The 20,200-nt window shown below is 73.5% G+C and carries 18 protein-coding genes and 1 rRNA gene; 14 read left to right on the top strand and 5 right to left on the bottom strand.

What is annotated here, in order from left to right; genetic code table 11:
- The first annotated feature begins 179 nt into the window (after positions 1–179).
- From rrf to ACF073_RS41185, 3 genes are all read left to right on the top strand, one after another.
- Positions 180–296, top strand: a 5S ribosomal RNA gene (gene rrf, locus ACF073_RS41195).
- A 180-nt stretch (positions 297–476) separates the two neighbouring features.
- Positions 477–1,655 (top strand): hypothetical protein, encoded by a 1,179-nt coding sequence (locus ACF073_RS41190; protein WP_392076694.1) that lies wholly within the window; start codon positions 477–479, stop codon positions 1,653–1,655.
- Positions 1,547–2,461 (top strand): hypothetical protein, encoded by a 915-nt coding sequence (locus ACF073_RS41185; RefSeq protein WP_392076693.1) that lies wholly within the window; start codon positions 1,547–1,549, stop codon positions 2,459–2,461. The genes ACF073_RS41190 and ACF073_RS41185 overlap by 109 nt, the downstream gene beginning before the upstream one ends.
- A gap of 70 nt (positions 2,462–2,531) precedes the next feature.
- On the opposite strand, the gene ACF073_RS41180 is transcribed toward ACF073_RS41185, so the two are convergent.
- Entirely contained in the window at positions 2,532–3,815 is a 1,284-nt protein-coding gene (locus tag ACF073_RS41180; RefSeq protein ID WP_392076691.1) for a DUF1015 domain-containing protein, read from the bottom strand.
- A 74-nt stretch (positions 3,816–3,889) separates the two neighbouring features.
- Between ACF073_RS41180 and ACF073_RS41175 the strand changes: the two genes are divergently transcribed.
- The 4 genes from ACF073_RS41175 to ACF073_RS41160 all read left to right on the top strand — a co-directional run bounded on the left by ACF073_RS41175 (position 3,890) and on the right by ACF073_RS41160 (position 7,921).
- Positions 3,890–4,918, top strand: coding sequence for an HAD hydrolase-like protein (locus ACF073_RS41175; RefSeq protein WP_392076690.1), 1,029 nt, complete (start codon positions 3,890–3,892; stop codon positions 4,916–4,918).
- A 71-nt stretch (positions 4,919–4,989) separates the two neighbouring features.
- Positions 4,990–6,033 (top strand): FecCD family ABC transporter permease, encoded by a 1,044-nt coding sequence (locus ACF073_RS41170; RefSeq protein WP_392076689.1) that lies wholly within the window; start codon positions 4,990–4,992, stop codon positions 6,031–6,033.
- Positions 6,030–7,076, top strand: a complete 1,047-nt coding sequence (locus ACF073_RS41165; protein ID WP_392076688.1) for a FecCD family ABC transporter permease — start codon at positions 6,030–6,032, stop codon at positions 7,074–7,076. Before ACF073_RS41170 ends, ACF073_RS41165 begins: the two co-directional genes overlap by 4 nt.
- Positions 7,073–7,921, top strand: coding sequence for an ABC transporter ATP-binding protein (locus tag ACF073_RS41160; protein WP_392076687.1), 849 nt, complete (start codon positions 7,073–7,075; stop codon positions 7,919–7,921). Before ACF073_RS41165 ends, ACF073_RS41160 begins: the two co-directional genes overlap by 4 nt.
- 32 nt (positions 7,922–7,953) lie before the next feature.
- Here ACF073_RS41160 and ACF073_RS41155 read toward each other — a convergent pair whose 3' ends face one another.
- Entirely contained in the window at positions 7,954–8,301 is a 348-nt protein-coding gene (locus ACF073_RS41155; protein ID WP_392076686.1) for a sterol-binding protein, read from the bottom strand.
- Positions 8,302–8,343: 42 nt separating this feature from the next.
- Between ACF073_RS41155 and ACF073_RS41150 the strand changes: the two genes are divergently transcribed.
- From ACF073_RS41150 to ACF073_RS41125, 6 genes are all read left to right on the top strand, one after another.
- A complete protein-coding gene (locus tag ACF073_RS41150) occupies positions 8,344–8,622 on the top strand; it encodes a hypothetical protein (RefSeq protein ID WP_392076685.1) in 279 nt (92 codons plus the stop codon).
- A 66-nt stretch (positions 8,623–8,688) separates the two neighbouring features.
- Positions 8,689–9,504, top strand: coding sequence for a TlyA family RNA methyltransferase (locus tag ACF073_RS41145; RefSeq protein WP_392076684.1), 816 nt, complete (start codon positions 8,689–8,691; stop codon positions 9,502–9,504).
- Complete coding sequence (locus tag ACF073_RS41140) at positions 9,501–10,406, top strand: NAD kinase (protein ID WP_392076683.1); 906 nt, start codon at positions 9,501–9,503, stop codon at positions 10,404–10,406. The genes ACF073_RS41145 and ACF073_RS41140 overlap by 4 nt, the downstream gene beginning before the upstream one ends.
- Positions 10,407–10,573: 167 nt before the next feature.
- Positions 10,574–12,316, top strand: a complete 1,743-nt coding sequence (gene recN / locus ACF073_RS41135; protein WP_392076682.1) for a DNA repair protein RecN — start codon at positions 10,574–10,576, stop codon at positions 12,314–12,316.
- 35 nt (positions 12,317–12,351) lie between these two features.
- Positions 12,352–13,104, top strand: a complete 753-nt coding sequence (locus ACF073_RS41130; protein ID WP_392076681.1) for a hypothetical protein — start codon at positions 12,352–12,354, stop codon at positions 13,102–13,104.
- A gap of 293 nt (positions 13,105–13,397) precedes the next feature.
- Complete coding sequence (locus ACF073_RS41125; protein ID WP_392076680.1) at positions 13,398–14,576, top strand: glycosyltransferase family 4 protein; 1,179 nt, start codon at positions 13,398–13,400, stop codon at positions 14,574–14,576.
- Here the strand turns inward: ACF073_RS41125 and ACF073_RS41120 are convergent.
- The 3 genes from ACF073_RS41120 to ACF073_RS41110 form a co-directional block, all read right to left on the bottom strand.
- The gene (locus ACF073_RS41120) at positions 14,573–16,219 is read right to left on the bottom strand and encodes a PucR family transcriptional regulator (protein ID WP_392076679.1); all 1,647 of its coding nucleotides are present in this window, start codon (positions 16,217–16,219) and stop codon (positions 14,573–14,575) included. The genes ACF073_RS41125 and ACF073_RS41120 overlap by 4 nt on opposite strands.
- Positions 16,220–16,266: 47 nt before the next feature.
- Entirely contained in the window at positions 16,267–17,646 is a 1,380-nt protein-coding gene (locus tag ACF073_RS41115) for an FAD-binding protein (protein WP_392076678.1), read from the bottom strand.
- 113 nt (positions 17,647–17,759) lie between these two features.
- Positions 17,760–19,562: a glycoside hydrolase family 15 protein gene (locus ACF073_RS41110; RefSeq protein ID WP_392076692.1), complete on the bottom strand. Its 1,803-nt coding sequence runs from the start codon at positions 19,560–19,562 to the stop codon at positions 17,760–17,762.
- A gap of 529 nt (positions 19,563–20,091) precedes the next feature.
- Between ACF073_RS41110 and ACF073_RS41105 the strand changes: the two genes are divergently transcribed.
- The coding region (locus tag ACF073_RS41105; protein ID WP_390700896.1) for a hypothetical protein at positions 20,092–20,200 on the top strand (109 nt) is incomplete at its 3' end.

Raw genomic sequence — 20,200 nt, 5'->3', positions numbered from 1 at the left:
GGTTGATAGGCCAGATATGGAAGCCTGGTAACGGGTGGAGTTGACTGGTACTAATAGGCCGAGGGCTTGTCCTCAAATGCTCGCGTCCACTGTGTATGTTCTGAGGCAACGAACCGTTGCCGGCAGAGAGCTGAACACACAATTAAAGAGTGTGCTTGTTCGCTCGAAACCATTAGGGTTTCGGTGGTCATAGCGTGAGGGAAACGCCCGGTTACATTTCGAACCCGGAAGCTAAGCCTCACAGCGCCGATGGTACTGCAGGGGGGACCCTGTGGGAGAGTAGGACGCCGCCGAACAATCTTTGGAGGACCCCTGGTCCCAGCGTTCAGCTGGGACCAGGGGTCCTTTTGTTTTTACAATGCTTGAGGTACCGAAGACAGGAGTCACCATGTCCACCAACTCTCCCGACGACCGACCGGAGCGCGACCAGCGGCGACGGGACAGTGGTGACCGGGGCGACCGCGGCGGCTTCCGCCGTGACAACGACCGGCGCGACAGCGACCGTTCGAGCTACGGGCGTCGTGACGACAACCGCGCCGGCTACGGCCGCCGCGACGACCGGCGCGATGACCGCCGGGACGACCGGCGTGGTGGTGGGTTCCGTCGTGACGACGAGCGGGGTTCGCGTCCGGGGTTCCAGCGGGACGACCGTGACCGTGGCGACCGTGGCGGCTTCCGCAGGGATGACCGTGACCGTGGTGACCGTGGCGGCTTCCGCAGGGACGACCGTCGCGATGACCGCCGTGGCGACGACCGCGGTGGCTTCCGTCGCGACGACCGCGGTGACCGTGGTGACCGTCCCACGTTCCGGCGTGACGACCGGCGTGACGACCGGCGTGACGACAACCGCGGCGGTTACGACCGTGGTGACCGTGGCGGGTTCCGCAGGGACGACCGGCGCGACGACCGTGACCGTGGTGACCGCGGTGGGTTCCGTCGTGACGACCGCGGTGACCGTGGTGACCGTCCCTCGTTCCGCCGCGATGACAACCGTGGCGGCGGCTTCCGCCGTGAGGGTGAGCGGGGTTCGCGTCCGGGGTTCCAGCGGGACGACCGTGACCGTGGTGACCGTGGCGGCTTCCGTCGCGACGATCGGCGTGACGACCGTCGCGATGACCGCCGTGGCGACGACCGCGGTGGCTTCCGTCGCGACGACCGCGGTGACCGCGGTGACCGTCCCTCGTTCCGCCGCGACGACGACCGCGCCGGCTACGGCCGTCGCGACGACCGCCGCGATGACCGCCGTGATGACGACCGCGGCGGCTTCCGTCGCGACGACCGTCGTGACGACCGGCGCGATGACCGCCGTGGCGATGACCGCGGCGGGTTCCGGCGGGACGACAACCGTGGTGAGCGCGGTGGTTTCCGGGGCCGTGACGATCGCGGCGACCGAGGCGCTCGCGGCCCCCGCAGGGACGACCGCGGTGGTCGGCCCGGCGGCTTCCGCGGCCGGGACGGGCGTGACAGCCGTGACGGCCGCGACGACCGCCGTGGCGGCGGCCGGTTCCGTGACGAGCGGGACCGGGACCGGGAGCCGATCAAGCGGCTGCCGATCCCGGCGGACGTCACCGGCGACGAGATCGACAAGGACGTCCGGCAGGAGCTCCAGAGCCTGCCCAAGACGCTCGCCGAGGACGTCGCCAAGAACCTCGTGATGGTCGCCCGGCTGATCGACGAGGACCCCGAGGGCGCCTACGCCTACTCCCGGGTGGCCCTGCGCCTGGCGTCCCGCGTGGCCGCCGTGCGCGAGGCCGCCGCGTTCGCCGCGTACGCGAGCCAGAAGTACAGCGAGGCCCTCGCCGAGTTCCGGGCCGCCCGGCGGATGACCGGCAGCGCGGAACTGTGGCCGGTGATGGCCGACTGCGAGCGCGGGCTCGGCCGGCCGGAGAAGGCGCTGGACATGGCCGGCGCCCCCGAGGTGAACAAGCTGGACAAGGCGGGGCAGGTCGAGATGCGCCTCGTCGCCGCCGGCGCCCGGCGTGACATGGGCCAGCTGGACGCGGCCATCGTGACCCTGCAGAGCCCGGAGCTGGCCTCCAACGCCGTGCAGCCGTGGACCGCGCGTCTGCGCTACGCGTACGCCGACGCCCTGCTGGCCGCCGGCCGGGACGGCGAGGCACGGGAGTGGTTCGCGAAGGCCGTCGAGGCCGACCGGGACGGCAGCACGGACGCCTCGGACCGGCTCGCCGAGATGGACGGCGTGGAGTTCGTCGACGCCCTGACCGAGGACGCACCCGACGAGGCCGTCGCGGCGGTGGAGACGGTCGAGGCCGACAAGACTGCCGAGGCCGACAAGATCGCCGAGGCCCCCGAGGCCCCCGAGGCCCCCGAGGCCCCCGAGGCCCCCGAGGCCCCCGAGACCGCTGAGGCCGACAAGACCGCCGAAGCCGGCAAGGCCGCTGAGGCCGACGAGGCGGGCGCCTCCGCCGACGGCACGCCGGAGGACGGCGACAAGGACTGACGTCGACGTCGCTCACTGAGAAGAGGGCAGGCTCCTGGGGAGCCTGCCCTCTTGTGCGTGTGGTGTCGGTTCAGATCTCCAGAGCCCGCAGTACCAGCCCGGAGGCCGGTTTCGGGCCGAAGGACGTCGACTTGCGCGGCATGGTCACGCCCTGCATGGCCAGGTCGCGTACGACCTCCTCGCGGACCGGGTGCATCAGCACCGCCGTACCGCCGTCGTGTTCCGCCTTCGCGACCGTCGCGGCCGTGTCATGTATGTACGCGATATGGGCCGGGGAGTCCTCGGGGATGTGCCAGACGTGTTCCAGCAGCGTGGCGTGCAGGACGGTGGCGTCGAGGGAGCGCCAGGCCGCCGGGCGGTCCGCCGGGACGGTACGGGCCAGCAGGTCCGGATCCGGGCGGTCCAGCAGATGGAAGGCGCCGTCGCCGGCCAGCAGGAAGGAGTTGCCCGCGCAGGACGCGTCCGCCAGGACCGCCAGCGCCTCCGCCAGCGGCATGTCGAGACGGCGTACCCGGAACAGGCCGTCCACCGCCGCGAGCGCGTCCGCGACCGGCAGGCCGTGCAGCAGCCGGTGGATGGCGCGGACGCGCAGCGGATAGCGCGCGGTGTCGACCAGCAGGACGAGACCGTAGTCCCATGGGCTGGGGGAGGGGTGCTCCGCGCGCAGCTGCCGGTAGGTGGCCCAGCGGTGGTGGCCGTCGGCGATCAGGGCCTGGCGGCCGGCGAGGTCGGCCTGGACCAGGGCCAGGTCGTCGGGGTGGGTGACGGACCAGAGGCGGTGCCTGAAACCGTCCTCGGTGGTCGTGGCCAGCAGCGGCGGGCGGGCCGCCGTCCGCTCGACCACCTCGGCCGCCGCGCCGTCGCCCCGGTACGTCAGCAGCAGCGGCTCCAGGTTCGCGCGGGTGGCGCGCATGAGGGCCGCGCGGTCGGCGACCACGGGCGGCATGACGTCCTCGTGCGGCAGTACGACACCCTCGGCGGGTTCCGAGACCCGCAGGGTGCCGATGATGCCGCGCTGGATCATGCCGTCGCCGTCCTGCTGCTCGTACACGTACAGGCCCGGTTCCGGGTCGGCGGTGAGGATGCCCTCGTCCAGCCAGCGGCGGAGGGTCTCGGCGGCCTGCTCGGTGCGGGCGCTCGGGGTCCCGGCCTGGGGCAGGATCAGGCGGACGATGTTGTGAGGGTCGGCCGACTGGAGGTGGTGCAGGCCGTCGGGCCGTACGACGACGTCGTAAGGAGGAGAAGTGACAGAGGCGAGGCTGCCGACCCGGTCAGGGTCGTACCGGAGGCCGCGGAACGGGGTGAGTTCCAGGCCTAGGCGTGTCAGTGCCTCCGAGTGACCTGCTGTGTTCATCCAGGCATCGTACGTGTGTCGGTGGCATGAGGGATGATCGAGCGAAAGGCGAGTGAGCGAGGAGCGATGCGGACATGAGCCAAGGTGCCAGGACGAGGCCCGAGGGCAGTGGGCAGCCCCTGAGCGAGGCGTACGACACGGCGCTGCTCGATCTGGACGGGGTGGTCTACGCGGGCGGGAGCGCCATCGCGCACGCGGTCGACTCGCTGGCGGCGGCCCGGGCGGGCGGTATGCATCTCGCCTATGTCACCAACAACGCGCTGCGGACGCCGGACGCGGTGGCCGGACATCTGACGGAGCTGGGCATACCGACGGGGGCGGAGGATGTCATCACCTCAGCGCAGGCGGTCGCGCGGCTGATCAGCGAGCAGGTGCCGGCCGGGGCGCGGGTGCTGGTGATCGGCGGCGACGGGCTGCGGGTGGCGCTGCGGGAGCGCGGCCTTGAGCCGGTGGAGTCGGCCGACGACGACCCGGCGGCGGTGGCGCAGGGGTACGGCGGGCCCGATCTGCCCTGGGGACGGTTCGCGGAGGCGTCGTACGCCATCCGGAGGGGTGTGCCCTGGTTCGCGTCCAACACCGATCTGACGATTCCGAGCGGACGGGGTATCGCGCCGGGCAACGGGGCGGCCGTGGAGGTCGTCCGGATCGCGACCGGCGCCGAGCCGCAGGTCGCGGGCAAGCCGCTGCCCCCGATGCACCGGGAGACGGTCATCAGGACCGGTGCCGAGCGCCCGCTGGTGGTCGGGGACCGGCTGGACACGGACATCGAGGGCGCGTTCCGGGGCGAGGTCGACTCGCTGCTGGTGCTGACCGGTGTCACCGACGGGGCGCAGCTGCTCGCGGCGCCGCCGCAGCACCGGCCGACGTATCTGGACGCCGATCTGCGCGGGCTGCTCACCGGTCAGCCGGAGGTCGCTCAGGACGGTGCCGGCTTCCGCTGCGGCGGCTGGACGGCGAAGGCCGGGGCGGACCGGCTGGAACTGGCGGGTGAGGGCGAGGCGCTGGACGGCCTGCGGGCGTTGTGCGCGGCGGCCTGGACGGCGGCGGGGGACGGCTCCTGCGCGCTGGAGAGCGGAAAGGCACTGGCCAGGCTGGGCCTCTGACGGGTCGCGCGGTGAAGCCCGGCGGGACAAGGGGATCGAGATCCGGCTGGAGGGTAGGCTAACCTAACCTCGTGTTGGTCGACAGTCCTCCGGAACAGTGCGCGGAAACCGCTCCCGCGCCCCCAACCCGCCGGGTCGCGCGGGCCCTTGGGCTTCTGCTCTCGGTCGTGCTGCTGCTGCTCGTCGCGGTGGCGAGCATCGCGATCGGAGCGAAAGCGCTCTCGCTCGACCAGGTCTGGCACGGCCTGTTCCAGGACACGGGGACATACAGCGACGTCGTCGTGAACGAGCGGCTGTCGCGCACGGTTCTCGGCCTCCTGGTCGGCTCCGCGCTCGGTCTCTCGGGTGCGGTGCTCCAGGCGCTGACCCGTAATCCGCTGGCCGACCCCGGGCTGCTCGGCATCAACGCCGGCGCCTCCGCCGCCGTCGTCACGGCCATCACCTATCTCGGTGTCACCAGCCTTACCGGCTATGTGTGGTTCGCCTTCCTGGGCGCGTCGGCGGTCGGCGCGCTGGTGTGGTTCCTCGGCGGCAGCCGGGGTGCGACGCCGGTGCGGCTGGCGCTCGCCGGTACGGCGATCAGCGCCGCCCTGTACGGCTATCTCCAGGCCGTGATGATCATGGACGGCGCGGCCCTGAACAAGATGCGGTTCTGGACGGTGGGCTCGCTGGTCTCGGCCGACTATTCGACGATCCTCCAGGTGCTGCCGTTCCTCGCGGTCGGTACGGTCCTCGCGCTCGCGCTGGCCCGCCCGCTGAACGCCGTGGAGATGGGCGACGACACCGCCCGCGCGCTCGGCGCCAACGTCAACCGCACCCGCGCGCTGGCCATGCTGGCCGCCGTGCTGCTGAGCGGCGCCGCGACCGCCGCCTGCGGTCCGATCGTCTTCGTCGGCCTGATGGTCCCGCACGTCGTACGTTCCTTCACCGGCCCCGACCTGCGCTGGATCCTGCCGTACGCCACGGTCCTCGCGCCCGTGCTGCTGCTCGGCGCCGATGTCACCGGCCGGGTCGTGGCCCGCCCCGCCGAGGTGCAGGTCGGCATCATCACCGCGCTCATCGGCGGGCCGGTCTTCATCTTTCTCGTACGACGGCGGAGGACGGCCCAGCTGTGAAGACTCTCTCCAAGGGCCGTGCCGTACGCACCCCCGGCGGGCTCTCCCTGCGCCTGGACCCGCGGACCCTGATCGTCGTCGTCCTGCTGCTGGTCGCCGCCGGTGCCGCCGGTGTGGCGCTGATCGGCACCGGCGACGCGAAGATCCCGGCGTCCGACGTGCTGCGCACCCTCGCCGGGAACGGCACCGCCTACCAGGACTTCATCGTCAACGAACTGCGGCTGCCGCGGGTCCTGGTCGGCCTGCTGGTCGGGGCCTCGCTGGGCCTGGGCGGCGCGCTGTTCCAGTCGATCTCCCGCAACCCGCTCGGCAGCCCGGACGTGCTCGGTCTGTCGCAGGGTTCGACGGCCGGCGCGCTGGTCGTGATCGTGCTGATGTCCGGCAGCGCCTTCCAGGTGACCGTGGGCGCGCTGATCGGCGGCCTGGTGACCGGTCTGGGCATCTATCTGCTCGCCTGGAAGCAGGGGGTGCACGGATACCGGCTGGTGCTGGTCGGTATTGGTGTCAGCGCGGTCATGACGGCCGTCAACGGCTATCTGCTCACCAAGGCCGACCTGGTCGACGCCACCCGCGCGGTGGTGTGGATGACCGGGTCGCTCAACGGCCGTGACTGGGACCAGGTCTGGCCGCTGCTCGCGCTGTGCGCCGTCCTCCTCCCGCTGGTCCTCGCCAACGCGCGCGGCCTGCGGATGATGGAGATGGGCGACGACATCTCGAACGCGCTCGGCGTGCGGGTGCAGCGCGTCCGGCTGGTGCTGATGGTCTCGGCCGTCCTGCTCACCGCCGCCGCCACCGCGGCCGCCGGCCCCGTCGGCTTCGTCGCGCTGACCGCGCCGCAGCTCGCCCGCCGGCTGACCCGCTCGCCGGGGCCGAACCTGGTGCCCTCGCTCTGCATGGGAGCGGCCCTGCTGGTCGCCGCCGACTGGGCCTCGCAGCGCGCCTTCGGCGCCGACCAGCTGCCCGTCGGCGTGGTCACCGGCGTCCTCGGCGGCGTCTACCTGCTGTGGCTGCTGGTCGCCGAGCGCCGGGCCGGCCGGATATGAGCGGCACGAACACGAACACCCCGAGGAGCACTGTGAACCGCCTGTCCGCCGAGAACGTCACCCTTGCCTACGACCAGCGGGTCATCGCCGAGCAGCTGTCGGTCGAGATCCCCGACAACTCCTTCACGGTGATCGTCGGCCCGAACGCGTGCGGCAAGTCGACGCTGCTGCGGGCGCTGTCACGGATGCTCAGGCCCAGCCAGGGCCGGGTGCTGCTGGACGGCGAGACCATCCACTCGATGCCCGCGAAGAAGGTCGCGCGGACCCTCGGCCTGCTGCCGCAGTCGTCCGTCGCGCCCGACGGCATCACGGTCGCCGACCTGGTCGGCCGGGGCCGCTACCCGCACCAGGGCCTGCTGCGCCAGTGGTCGGCCGAGGACGAGCGGGTGGTCCAGGAGTCCATGCGCCGGACCGGGGTCGCGGAGCTGGCCGAACGCTATGTGGACGAGCTGTCCGGCGGGCAGCGGCAGCGGGTGTGGATCGCCATGGCGCTGGCCCAGCAGACCCCGCTGCTGCTCCTGGACGAGCCGACCACCTACCTGGACATCCAGCACCAGATCGACGTCCTCGACCTGTGCGCCGAGCTGCACGAGGAGCAGGGGCGGACGCTGGTGGCGGTGCTGCACGACCTGAACCACGCCGCCCGCTACGCCACCCACCTCATCGCCCTGCGCGGCGGCGAGGTGATCGCCGAGGGCGCCCCGGGCGACATCGTCACGGCCGACCTGGTCGAGAAGGTCTTCGGGCTGCGCTGCCAGGTCATCGACGACCCGGAGACGGGCACCCCGCTGGTGGTCCCGGCGGCCCGCAAGGCACGCGCGGAGCGCGTCGCCGCGGCGTCCTGACCCCGCACGCCCACCCCCGCTTCCGGGAGCGGCTAGAGCAGCTTCCGGAGCCGGAACAGATCCAGCAGGCTCGCCTCAAGCCGCACCCGGCCCGAGCCCCAGGCGGTCGCGAAGTTCAGCTCGCCGCCCACCAGGGCCACCAGGTCGTCCCCGGCGAGGGCGAGCCTGATCTGCGCCTTCGCGCGGGGCGGCCCGGGATGGGTGGCGTCCACCTCGATCCGGCCGCCGGTCAGCCGGCCCGCGAAGGTGACGTCGAGGTCGGTGATGTGACAGCTCACCGAGCGGGCCAGGGCCGCCGCCGCGCGGACCTCGCCCTCGGCGCCCCGCATGTTGTCCGAAAGCTTTCCCAGTGCGGCGCGGCACTCCTCGATCGTGGCCATCGCCCACGACGGTACCCCAGCGGTTCGCGGTAGCGTCTGGGCATGAGCGAGTCCGTGTCCGAGGCCGAGATCGGCACCGAGGAGGCGCCCGCGTACGACTCCGCGGCGCCCGCCCCCCTGAACGTCCCGCGCGCCCCCACGGGCAACGCCGACGTCGACGCCCAGCTGGACCGGCTGGCCGACACCGATCACCTCGCCACCGAGGGACACGTCGAGGTGTACGAGGATGTACACCGGGGGCTGCGTGACGCGCTCACCGCGCTCGACGCCCGCCCGGGACCTCCGGTTCCCACCGGCCACCCGGCGGCCGCCCCCCGATGAGACCCTCGGGTCGCATCTTCCGTTCGCCGTACCACCAGTACCACCAGAGCAGGAGCTGAACCGAACGTGGCAGGAGTCGCACGCCGCCGTCTCGACGCGGAGCTGGTCCGCCGGAAGCTCGCCCGTTCGCGCGAGCACGCAAGCCAGCTGATCGCCGCCGGCCGGGTCACCGTCGGCAGGACCGTGGCGACCAAGCCGGCCACCCAGGTGGAGACCGCGGCGGCGATCGTCGTGCAGAGCGACGACAGCGATCCCGACTACGTCTCCCGCGGCGGCCACAAGCTGGCCGGCGCGCTGGCGGCCTTCGTGCCGCTGGGGCTCGTGGTCGAGGGCCGGCGCGCTCTGGACGCCGGCGCGTCCACCGGTGGTTTCACCGATGTCCTGCTGCGCGCGGGCGCCGCCGGGGTCGTCGCGGTGGACGTCGGCTACGGCCAGCTCGCCTGGTCTCTCCAGAACGATGAACGCGTCACCGTCAAGGACCGTACGAACGTACGCGAGTTGACGCTTGAGGCGATCGATGGGGAACCTGTGGATCTTGTCGTGGGCGATCTGTCCTTCATTCCGCTGGGGCTGGTGCTGCCCGCCCTGAAGCGGTGTGCGGCGGCGGACGCCGACCTGGTGATGATGGTCAAGCCGCAGTTCGAGGTGGGCAAGGAACGGCTGGGCAGCGGGGGTGTCGTACGGAGTCCGCAGCTGCGGGCGGAGGCCGTGCGGAAAGTGGCCGAGAAGGCATGGGAACTGGGGCTCGGGGTGCGGGGGGTCACCGCGAGCCCGCTGCCCGGCCCCTCGGGGAACGTCGAGTACTTTCTCTGGCTGCGGGCGGGGGCACCCCAGGTGGACCCGGCCGACGTCGATCGCGCAGTGGCGGAGGGGCCGCGTTGACACAGAACCTGGCGCGTACTGTTTTCCTGCTCGCCCACACCGGGCGGCCCGCGGCGATCCGCAGTGCGGAACTCGTCGTCAAGGGCCTGCTGCGGCACGGCATCGGGGTGCGGGTGCTGGAGGAGGAGGCGTGCGATCTGCCGCTCCCGGACGAGGTGGTCCTCGTCAAGGAGGCGACTCCGCAGTGCCTGGACGGGTGCGAACTGCTGATCGTGCTGGGCGGCGACGGCACGCTGCTGCGCGGTGCCGAGTTCGCGCGGGCCTCCGGGGTGCCGATGCTCGGCGTCAACCTCGGGCGGGTCGGGTTCCTCGCGGAGGCCGAGCGGGACGACCTCGACCGGGTGGTCGACCGGGTCGTGGCGCGCTCGTACGAGGTCGAGGAGCGGATGACCGTCGATGTCGTCGTGCACCGCAACGGCGACATCGTGCACACCGACTGGGCGCTGAACGAGGCGGCCGTGCAGAAGGCCGGCGCCGAGAAGCTGCTGGAAGTCGTGCTGGAGATCGACGGGCGGCCGGTGTCGGAGTTCGGCTGCGACGGGGTGATCCTCTCCACGCCCACCGGCTCCACGGCCTACGCCTTCTCGGCCGGCGGGCCGGTGGTCTGGCCCGAGGTGGAGGCACTGCTGATGGTGCCGATCAGCGCGCACGCGCTGTTCGCCAAGCCGCTGGTCACCTCGCCCGACTCGGTGCTGGCGGTGGAGGTGCTGCCGCACATCCCGCCGGGCGTGCTCTGGTGCGACGGGCGGCGGACCGTCGAGCTGCCGCCCGGGGCCCGGGTCGAGGTGCGGCGGGGCGCGGTGCCGGTGCGGCTGGCCCGGCTGCACCACTCCTCGTTCACGGACCGGTTGGTGGCGAAGTTCGCGCTGCCCACCACCGGGTGGCGAGGGGCGCCCCACTAGCGCCGTCCGGGGAAGTGGTCCCGTTCCGCCGGCGGGCGCGGGCGCTCAGCGGCCGGTCGCGCCACGCGGCGGAGCCGCGCGCCGGCACGGCCGCGCGGCCCTCCGGGGCGGACCACTCGCCGGAGTGATAGCGGCGCCCTGTGTGCACTCGCCGCCCCGGACCTCGTATGGTCTGTTCCGTGCTGGAGGAGATGCGGATACGGTCACTCGGGGTCATCGACGATGCCGTCGTCGAGCTGTCGCCGGGGTTCACCGCCGTCACGGGCGAGACGGGTGCGGGCAAGACCATGGTGGTCACCAGCCTGGGGCTGCTGCTCGGTGGCCGCGCGGACCCGGCGCTCGTACGGATCGGGGCCGAGAAGGCGGTCGTGGAGGGGCGGGTCACCGTACCCTCCGGCACCGCCGCGGTCGTGCGCGCCGAGGAGGCCGGGGCCGAGCTGGACGACGGGGCCCTGCTGATCAGCCGTACCGTGTCCGCCGAGGGCCGGTCCCGGGCGCATCTGGGCGGGCGCAGCGTGCCCGTCGGGCTGCTCGCCGAGCTGGCCGACGACCTGGTGGCCGTGCACGGGCAGACCGACCAGCAGGGGCTGCTGAAGCTGTCCCGGCAGCGGCAGGCGCTCGACCGGTACGCGGGCGACGCCGTCGCGGTGCCGCTCGCCGAGTACACCGAGGCGTACAAGCGGCTGCGGGCCGTCTCCACCGAGCTGGAGGAGATCACCACGCGCGCGCGGGAGCGGGCGCAGGAAGCCGACATGCTGCGGTACGGGCTCGACGAGATCGCGGCCGTGGAGCCGCGGGCCGGCGAGGACCTGGAGCTGGCCGAGGAGGCCGAGCGGCTGGGCCACGCCGAGGCGCTGTCGTCCGCCGCCACGGCCGCGCACGCCGCCCTCGCGGGCAACCCCGAGGACCCCGAGGGGATCGACGCCGCCACCCTCGTCGCGGGCGCGAGCCGGGCCCTGGACGCCGTGCGGTCGCACGATCCGGCGCTGGCCGCGCTGGCCGACCGGATCGGGGAGATCGGCATCCTGCTCGGCGACGTGTCGGGCGAGCTGGCGGGATACGCCGACGACCTCGACGCCGACCCGCTGCGGCTCGCCGCCGTGGAGGAGCGCAGGGCCGCCCTCACCGCGCTCACCCGCAAGTACGGCGACGACGTGGGCGCCGTCCTGGCCTGGGCCGAGCAGAGTGCCGCCCGGCTCACCGAGCTGGACGGCGACGACGAGCGGATCGACGAGCTGGCCGCCGAGCGGGACGCGCTCCGCGTCGGACTGGGCGGTCTCGCCCAGGCGCTGACGGACGCGCGGGCCGAGGCCGCCGAGCGGTTCGCCGCCGCCGTGACCGCCGAGCTCGCCTCGCTGGCGATGCCCCACGCGCGCGTGTCCTTCGAACTGCGGCACACCGAGGACCCGGAGGGCGTCGAGGTGGGCGGCCGGACGGTCGCCTACGGCCCCTCGGGCGTGGACGAGGTCGAGCTGCTGCTCGCCCCGCACCCGGGCGCCCCGCCGCGGCCCATCGCCAAGGGCGCCTCCGGTGGTGAGCTGTCCCGGGTGATGCTCGCCGTGGAGGTGGTGTTCGCCGGCACCGACCCGGTGCCGACGTACCTCTTCGACGAGGTCGACGCGGGTGTCGGTGGCAAGGCGGCGGTCGAGATCGGCCGGCGCCTCGCGAAGCTCGCCAGGACCGCGCAGGTCGTGGTCGTCACCCATCTGCCCCAGGTCGCCGCCTTCGCCGACCGCCAGCTGCTGGTGGAGAAGACCAACGACGGCTCGGTCACCCGCTCCGGGGTGAAGGTCCTGGAGGGCGAGGAACGCGTCCGCGAACTGTCCCGCATGCTCGCGGGCCAGGAGGACTCCGAGACGGCCCGGGCGCACGCGGAGGAGCTGCTGGCCACGGCCAGGGCGGACCTCTGAGCGGGGGCCCCGCCGGTGCTGCCTAGGGTGACGGGATGATCGTCAAGCGAACGTCCCGGTCCCGTTCCCTCCTCCTGGCCGCCGCGCTCACCCGGTCCTGCCAGGCGCTGCTGCGCGCCCGGCCGCCCGGCGGGCGCGAGCGCTGGGAGCGTACGAACCACGCCGGGCGGCCCGTCGGGCTGTACGCCGGACCCGCCGCGACGCTGGGGGCGGCGCTCGCCGCGGGGCGGGTGCGCCCGGGTGCCGGGCTCGCGGTGCTGGCCGCCGGGGTCTGCGGGGCGTACGACGATGTCGCCGGGGACCACCGGCGCGGGTTCCGGGCGCATCTGGGGGCGCTGCGGGAGGGCGAAGTCACCAGCGGTGCCGTGAAATTGTTCGGGATATCGGGGGCCGGTCTGGTGGCGGGGGCGCTGCTGAAGGAGCGTCCGCTGGACAAGCTGCTCGCCGGGGTGGTCATCGCGGGGAGCGCCCATCTCGTCAACCTCGTCGACGTACGGCCCGGGCGGGCCGCCGGTGCGGTGCTGGCGCTCGGGGCGCCCGGACTGCTGCGCGCGGGCGCCGGGGGAGAGCTGGCCGCCGGTGCGCTGGGGGCGGCGGCGGCCGTGCTGCCCGACGACCTCGGTGAACGCACGATGCTCGGGGACACGGGGGCGCACGCCCTCGGTGCGGCACTGGGGGCGGCCGTGGTAGCGGGAAACCGGCGCGCGGGGCTGCTCGCGCACGCCGTCGCACTCGTCGCCGCGGCCCGGTACGGGGACCGGGTGAGCACCTGGGCGCGGGCGCTGTGAGCGGCTGACCTCGTGGAACGGCCGCGCTCCCGATGCGGGGGCGCCCGGCGTCCTCTCACCCGTGTGGGTGATGTGCTCCGGCGCATTGCCCCGGCCCGCCGGACGGTGCGCCCTCCTGGCTGTCCCTGAACGGCCGTACGTGCTGGCATGCTTGGCAGGGGACGCGGGGCGGGCAGCGGCTCCGGACAGTCCGCGCGGGAGGCGCGCGGGGTGCGTCCTTCCGCCCCCCTGAGCCCGCTACCTTCTGTACGTTTCCTCGTGACCACCCCACGTGAACCAGGAGCCCCGGCCCCGTGACCCCCGTGAGCAGCAACGCACCGCACGGCCAGTCGCCGCTGCGCACCGTGCAGGTGCTCGGCGGAGGCAACGCCGGAAGCAGCGCGCACGTGCGCTCCCTTGCCGAGGGGCTCGTGGCGAGGGGCGTGCGAGTCACCGTGTGCGCCCCCACCGAGGCCGATCACGCCTACGGCTTCACCGGTGCGGGCGCCGACCACGTGCATGTGCCGCGCAGCAGCGACCCCGTCTCCGTGGCCGCGCTCCGGACGGCCTGCGCCAACGCCGACCTGGTGCACGCGCACGGCCTGCACGCCTCCTTCCGGGCCGTGCTCGCGCTCAGCGGGCGCACCACTCCGCTGGTGGTCACCTGGCACAACCGCGCCCGCGCCGAGGGACCGCGGGCCCAGCTGCTGCGGCTGCTGGAGCGGCGGGTGGCGAAGACCGCCGCCGTCGTCCTCGGCACCAGCCCCGACCTGGTCGAGCGGGCCCGGCGGACCGGCGCCCGGGACGCCCGGCTCGCCGCGGTCTCCCTGCCCGGCCGGCGCGGGCCCGACGGCCCCCTCGACGGTTTCGACGCCCTCGACCTGGACGCCCTCGACCTGGACGACCCCGACCTGCTGCGGCCCAAGACCCGCGCCGAACTCGGGGCCACCGGACGCCCGTTGCTCATCGCCGTCGGCTCCCTCGACCGGCACCGCGGCTACGAGGTGCTGCTCGACGCGGCGCGCGCCTGGCGGGACCTGGACCCGGTGCCGCTGGTGGTGGTCGCCGGGGAGGGGGCGCTGCGGCCGGTGCTCCAGCGGCGCATCGAGGACGAGGAACTGCCGGTGCGGCTCATCGGACGCCGTGCGGACGTGCCCGAGCTGCTCGCCGCCGCCGACCTGGCCCTCCTGACCAGCCGCTGGGAATCGCGGTCCGTCCTCGCCCAGGAGGCGCTGCAGGCGCGCGTGCCGCTCGTCGCGACCCGGGTCGGCGGCATCCCGGACCTCGTCGGCGACGCCGCCGAACTCGTCCCGTACGGCGATCCGGCGGCCCTCGCCGCCGCCGTCGTACGCCTGCTCGCGGACCCCGAGCGGCGCGCGCTGCTGCGCGAGCGCGGGCTGCGGCAGGCCGCGACCTGGCCGACCGAGGACGAGACCGTGGCCCAAGTGCTCAGCGTGTACGACGAGCTGACCCAGCCGAGGCCGCTGGCCTAGGGGGCGTGCCGACGGGCCCGCAGGGCGAGGCTCAACGCCAGTACCGTCTGCGGATCGTCGAGGTCGGTGCCCAGCAACTCCGCGATCCGGGCGAGCCGGTTGTAGAGGGTCTGCCGGTTGAGGTGCAGTTCGCGGGCCGTCTCCGCCTTGCGCCCCGCGTGTGCGAGATAGGTCTCCAGGGTCGGCAGCAGCGGCGGGCGCGAGCGGTGGTCGTGGTCGCGCAGCGGGCCGATCGCGCGGTCCACGAAGGCCGCGAGGTCCGGATGGTCGCGCAGCCGCCACAGCAGCAGGTCGATGTCGAGGCGCCGGGCGTCGTACCAGGGCCGGTCGGTCAGGCCCTCGGCCGCCGTCGCCGTCTCCGCCGCGTGCCGCAGCCCCGCCGAGGCCGCCGCCCAGCCGCCGGCCACACCGACGACGACGACCGGCGGCGCGGAGCCCGGCCGGCGCGTCCCGGCCCGGTCGGCACCCGCCCGCAGCGCCGCCGCCACCCGGTCGGCGACCGCCGAGCGCTCCGACTCCGAGCGCAGCCCCAGCAGCACCAGGACCCGGCCCTCCACCGGCCGCACACCCAGCAGCACCGGCATCCCCACGGCGGCCAGCTCCTCGGAGACCGCCCGGGCCAGCACCGCCCAGCCGCCGCCGGGGGAGAGCGTGTCCCCGATCCGCATGACCACGGGCAGCAGCGGGCTTTCGCCCGGCTTGAAACCGAGCACCCGGGCCTGGGCCGGGGCGTCCTCCGCCGTGATCCGGCCCTCGGCGAGATCGGTGAGGAAGTCACCGCGCCCGCGCGCCGCCAGCTCCTCCTCCTGCCGGGCCTGCATCAGCACCACGGCCAGGATGCCCGCGGCCCGCTCGGCGGCGATCCGGTGCACCGGGCCCAGCGGCGCCCGGACCGGCAGCAGGACCAGTCGGGCCCGCACCGCGCCCGCCGACCCGGGTCCGCCGCCCGGCACGTCCACCAGCACCGAGCCGGCCGGCGGCGGGGCCTCCTTGTGCGGGCCGCGCAGCCCCTCCCACACCTGGAGCGGATCCGCGCCCTCCGGGCCGGCCCCGGCGGCGTACAGCAGCCGGCCGTCGGCCGTCTCCAGGAACATCGGGTTGCCGCTGAAATCGGCCAGGATGCCCAGCACCTGCGGCACCCCGCCGCCGCCCAGCAGGGCCTCGGTGCAGCGCCGGTGCACCTCCTCCGCGCGCTGGAGCAGCGCGTAGTGGCCGTTGACGATCTCGGTGTGGATCTCCTCGGTCACCGTCACGAACGGCACCTCGCGGTGCAGCTGGACCAGCGGCAGACCGGCCGACCTGGCCGTGTCCACCAGGGCCGCGGGCAGCTGTGCGAAGCGCGGGCCCAGCTCCACCACCAGCGCGGCGATCCCCCGCTCGGCGAGGGTCCGCACGAACGCCCGCTGCTCGGCCGGGCGGGTGCCGAGGCCGTAGCCGGTGGTGAGCAGCAGCTCGCCGCCCTTGAGCAGCGAGGCGATGTTCGGTACCTCGCCCGCGTGCACCCAGCGCACGGTACGGCCGAGCCGGTCGGCACCCGCCAGGATCTCGGGCAGCCCGCTGCGCAGTCCGGGCAGCTCCAGCGCCCGCTGAACGGTGATGCCGGCGCCCTGCGTGGCGAGTCTGCTCTCCGTACCGCTGTCCATGGAGCGGACGCTACCTGCGCAAACGCCCGAACGACAGCGTGGGACGGCTACACCGGGCGGATGTTGTGGTTGAAGCGGAACACGTTGTCGGGGTCGTACGCCCGCTTCACCTTCTCCAGCCGCAGCAGGTTCCCCTCGCCCAGTCCCGCCCGCACCCGCCCGGTGCCCTCCTCGCCGATGAAGTTCAGGTACACGGCCCCCGTGCTCCACGGCCGGACGTCGGCGCACACCTGCCGCACCCAGCCGATCGCCCGCTCGTCGTCGCGGGGGTCCGCCCAGACGGCGAACGGATGCACGGCCCAGGACGCGTCCCGGAACGCCACCGGGTACGTGTGCGGACCGGCGGCGATCGCACCGCCCTGCGGGAAGATCAGATGGCGGCTGGCGGTGGGCACCGGCATGTCCTCGGCGCGGGCGCAGAAGACGTCGGCCAGCGCGTCGGGCAGACCGGTCAGGTACTCCGCCGACCAGTGGTTCCGCCGGCCGGGCGGGCTGTCCAGCATGCACTGCAGGTCCGCGTAGGGCAGCGCGGCGACCAGCTCCGCCTCGTGCGGCAGCGCCAGCAGCGGCCGGGCCAGCGTGCGCAGCCGGGGCTCGGGGCCCGGGTACGTCAGCAGCGCCGCGCACAGCCGCGTGCCCACCAGCGGCTCCGGTACGAACTCCAGGGGCGGGCCGGTCAGATACAGCACCGCGCCGGCCAGCTCGCCGGGGCCGCCGAGAAGGGCCTCGCGGAAGGCGCGGACCGCGTCCGGGCCGAGGTGCGGGCGGTACAGCAGCAGCGCGACCGAGAACTCCGGCAGCTCGTGCAGCTCCAGGGTGAGCGCGGTGGCGATTCCGAAGTTGCCGCCGCCTCCGTGCAGGGCCCAGAACAGTTCGGGGTTCTCGTCGGCGTTGGCGTGCACCTGCTCGGCGTCGGCGGTCACCAGCTCCACCCCGAGGAGGTTGTCGACGGCGAGGCCGAAGGCGCGGTCCAGCCAGCCGGTGCCGCCGCCCAGCACGAAGCCGCCGACACCGGTGGTCGAGGACCGGGCGCCGGTGGTCGCGAGGGCGTAGGGCTGCGTGGCCCGGTCCAGATGACGCATGGTGGCCCCGCCCTCGATCCGGACCGCCTCGCCCGCCGGGTCCACGGTCACCCGGTGCATCGGGCGCAGGTCCACCACGAGCGCGCCGTCGCCCAGGGCGGTGCCGGCCACGCCGTGCCCGCCGCCGCGCACCGCGATGGGCAGGTCGAGCTCCCGTCCGAAGCGCACCGCGCGGACGACATCGGCCGCGACGGCGCACCGCGCGATCACGGCCGGACGTCTGTCGATCATCCCGTTGAAGACGGCACGCGCCTCGTCGTAGCCCGGATCTCCCGGGGCGAACACGTCTCCGGTCAGATCCCCGCGCAGCGCGGCGAGGGCCGCGCGCGCCTTGGAGCAAGCCATGGCCGCGCCCCTTCCGGAACGGGAACGGTGTCCTCGGCCCAGCCTAGAAGGGCATGGCCGGGCGGGCCCGGCAGTCACCGGCGACCTCCGGGGGGCCTGGCGACCGCCGGCGCTCAGCCGCCGTAGGCGCCCGAGGCCGTCAGCCGCAGGGCGGTGTCGATCAGGGGGACGTGGCTGAACGCCTGCGGGAAGTTGCCCACCTGGCGCTTCAGCCGCGGGTCCCACTCCTCCGCGAGCAGGCCGAGGTCGTTGCGCAGCGCGAGGAGCTTCTCGAACAGCTTGCGGGCCTCGTCCACCCGGCCGATCATCGCCAGGTCGTCCGCCATCCAGAAGGAGCACGCGAGGAAGGCGCCCTCGTCGCCGGGCAGGCCGTCGACGCCCTCGTCGGCGCCCTCGGTCGGGTAGCGCAGGATGAACCCGTCCGAGGTGGACAGCTCGCGCTGGATCGCCTCGATGGTGCCGATCACCCGCTTGTCGTCCGGCGGCAGGAAACCCATCTGGGGGATGAGCAGCAGGGAGGCGTCCAGCTCCCGGGAGCCGTAGGACTGGGTGAAGGTGTTGCGCTCCTCGTCGTAGCCCTTCTCGCAGACGTCCCGGTGGATGTCGTCGCGCAGTTCCTTCCAGCGCTCCAGCGGGCCGTCGGCGTCGCCGGACTCGATCAGCTTGATCGTGCGGTCCACCGCGACCCAGGCCATCACCTTGGAGTGCACGAAGTGCCGGCGCGGGCCGCGCACCTCCCAGATGCCCTCGTCCGGCTCCTGCCAGTGGTCCTCCAGGTAGCGGATCAGCTTCAGCTGGAGCAGGGAGGCGTAGTCGTTGCGGGCCAGACCGGTCATATGGCCCAGGTGCAGGGCCTCGGTGACCTCGCCGTAGACGTCCAGCTGGAGCTGGTGCGCGGCGCCGTTGCCGACCCGGACCGGGGCGGAGTCCTCGTAGCCCGGCAGCCAGTCGAGCTCGGCCTCGCCCAGCTCGCGCTCACCGGCGATGCCGTACATGATCTGCAGGTTCTCCGGGTCGCCCGCGACCGCGCGCAGCAGCCACTCGCGCCAGGCGCGGGCCTCCTCGCGGTAGCCCGTGCGCAGCAGCGAGGACAGGGTGATGGCCGCGTCCCGCAGCCAGGTGTAGCGGTAGTCCCAGTTGCGCACCCCGCCGATGTCCTCGGGCAGGGAGGTGGTGGGCGCGGCGACGATGCCGCCCGTCGGGGCGTACGTCAGCGCCTTCAGGGTGATCAGCGAGCGGACCACCGCTTCGCGGTACGGCCCGTGGTACGTACAGTGGTCGACCCACTCGCGCCAGAAGTCCTCCGTCGCCACCAGCGACTGCTCGGGCTCCGGCAGCGGCGGCGGCTCCTTGTGCGAAGGCTGCCAGGAGATGGTGAAGGTGATGCGGTCGCCCGGGGCGACCGTGAAGTCGGCGTACGTGGTGAGCGCCTTGCCGTAGGTCTCGGCCTCCGTGTCGAACCACACCGAGTCCGGCCCGGCCACGGCCACCGTGCGGCCCTCGTGCTTGTGCACCCAGGGCACCACCCGGCCGTAGGAGAACCGCATCCGCAGGGCCGAGCGCATCGGGACCCGGCCGGTGACGCCCTCCACGATCCGGATCAGCTGCGGGGCGCCGTCACGCGGCGGCATGAAATCCGTCACGCGTACGGTGCCGCGCGGGGTGTCCCACTCCGACTCCAGGATCAACGAGTCGCCGCGGTAGCCGCGCCGGGCGGCGGCGGGAGGCGGGGAGTCGGCCGCGTGCGCCGGGCCGAGCCGCCAGAATCCGTGTTCCTCGGTGCCCAGCAGGCCGGCGAAGATGGCATGCGAGTCGAAGCGGGGCAGGCACAGCCAGTCGACTGTGCCGTCCCGGCAGACCAGCGCCGCGGTCTGCATGTCTCCGATGAGTGCGTAATCTTCGATGCGCCCGGCCACGTGCAACTCCAGTCGAACGGCCACGTCACCCCCGCGCAGGGGGCTGTCGCTAGTGCGGTCAAGGGGTAGTTGTTGTGCGTCGTTGAGCGGTGAAGCAAAGCAGCCCGCCGAGCCCTGAGGCAACACGACAGTCTTTGCTCAACGAACTGCCGCGCTCTCGTTGTTCCGGGTGATGCAGGCGGGGGTGTGCCGTCGTTCCGGCCGGGCTCGGCAGCGAATGTCCGAGCAGGATACGACGCACGTAGATGATCTGCGTGCCGCTCCGGGCAACCGGTGTAGGCCGAACGAGTGACCTGTGGGTGAGGAACGGGTGAGAAGCGGCTGTTGTGACAGCTGTGGCGAAGGCGCCCCGTACCCGGATGAGCGCGGAGCGTGGCCGGAAGCCATCCCCCCGCGGCGCTGATACGCTGGTAGCCCGTGGACCGGTGGGAGAAAACCCCCCGAACCGCAGCGACGGCGCCTCCGGAAACCTCCGGTCCGACAGCCGCACCGCATCGAAGACAGCGACCACGGGAGCCCCCTCTTGGCCATGCCGCCCAAATCCACGACGACCAAGCACATCTTCGTCACCGGGGGTGTCGCCTCCTCGCTCGGCAAGGGTCTGACCGCCTCCAGCCTGGGCATGCTGCTCAAGGCCC

This window comes from Streptomyces sp. NPDC015171 (assembly GCF_043079545.1).
Taxonomy (GTDB): Bacteria; Actinomycetota; Actinomycetes; order Streptomycetales; family Streptomycetaceae; genus Streptomyces.
Note: the sequence above shows the minus strand (reverse complement) of the source record. Positions and strands in the feature narration are given on the sequence as shown.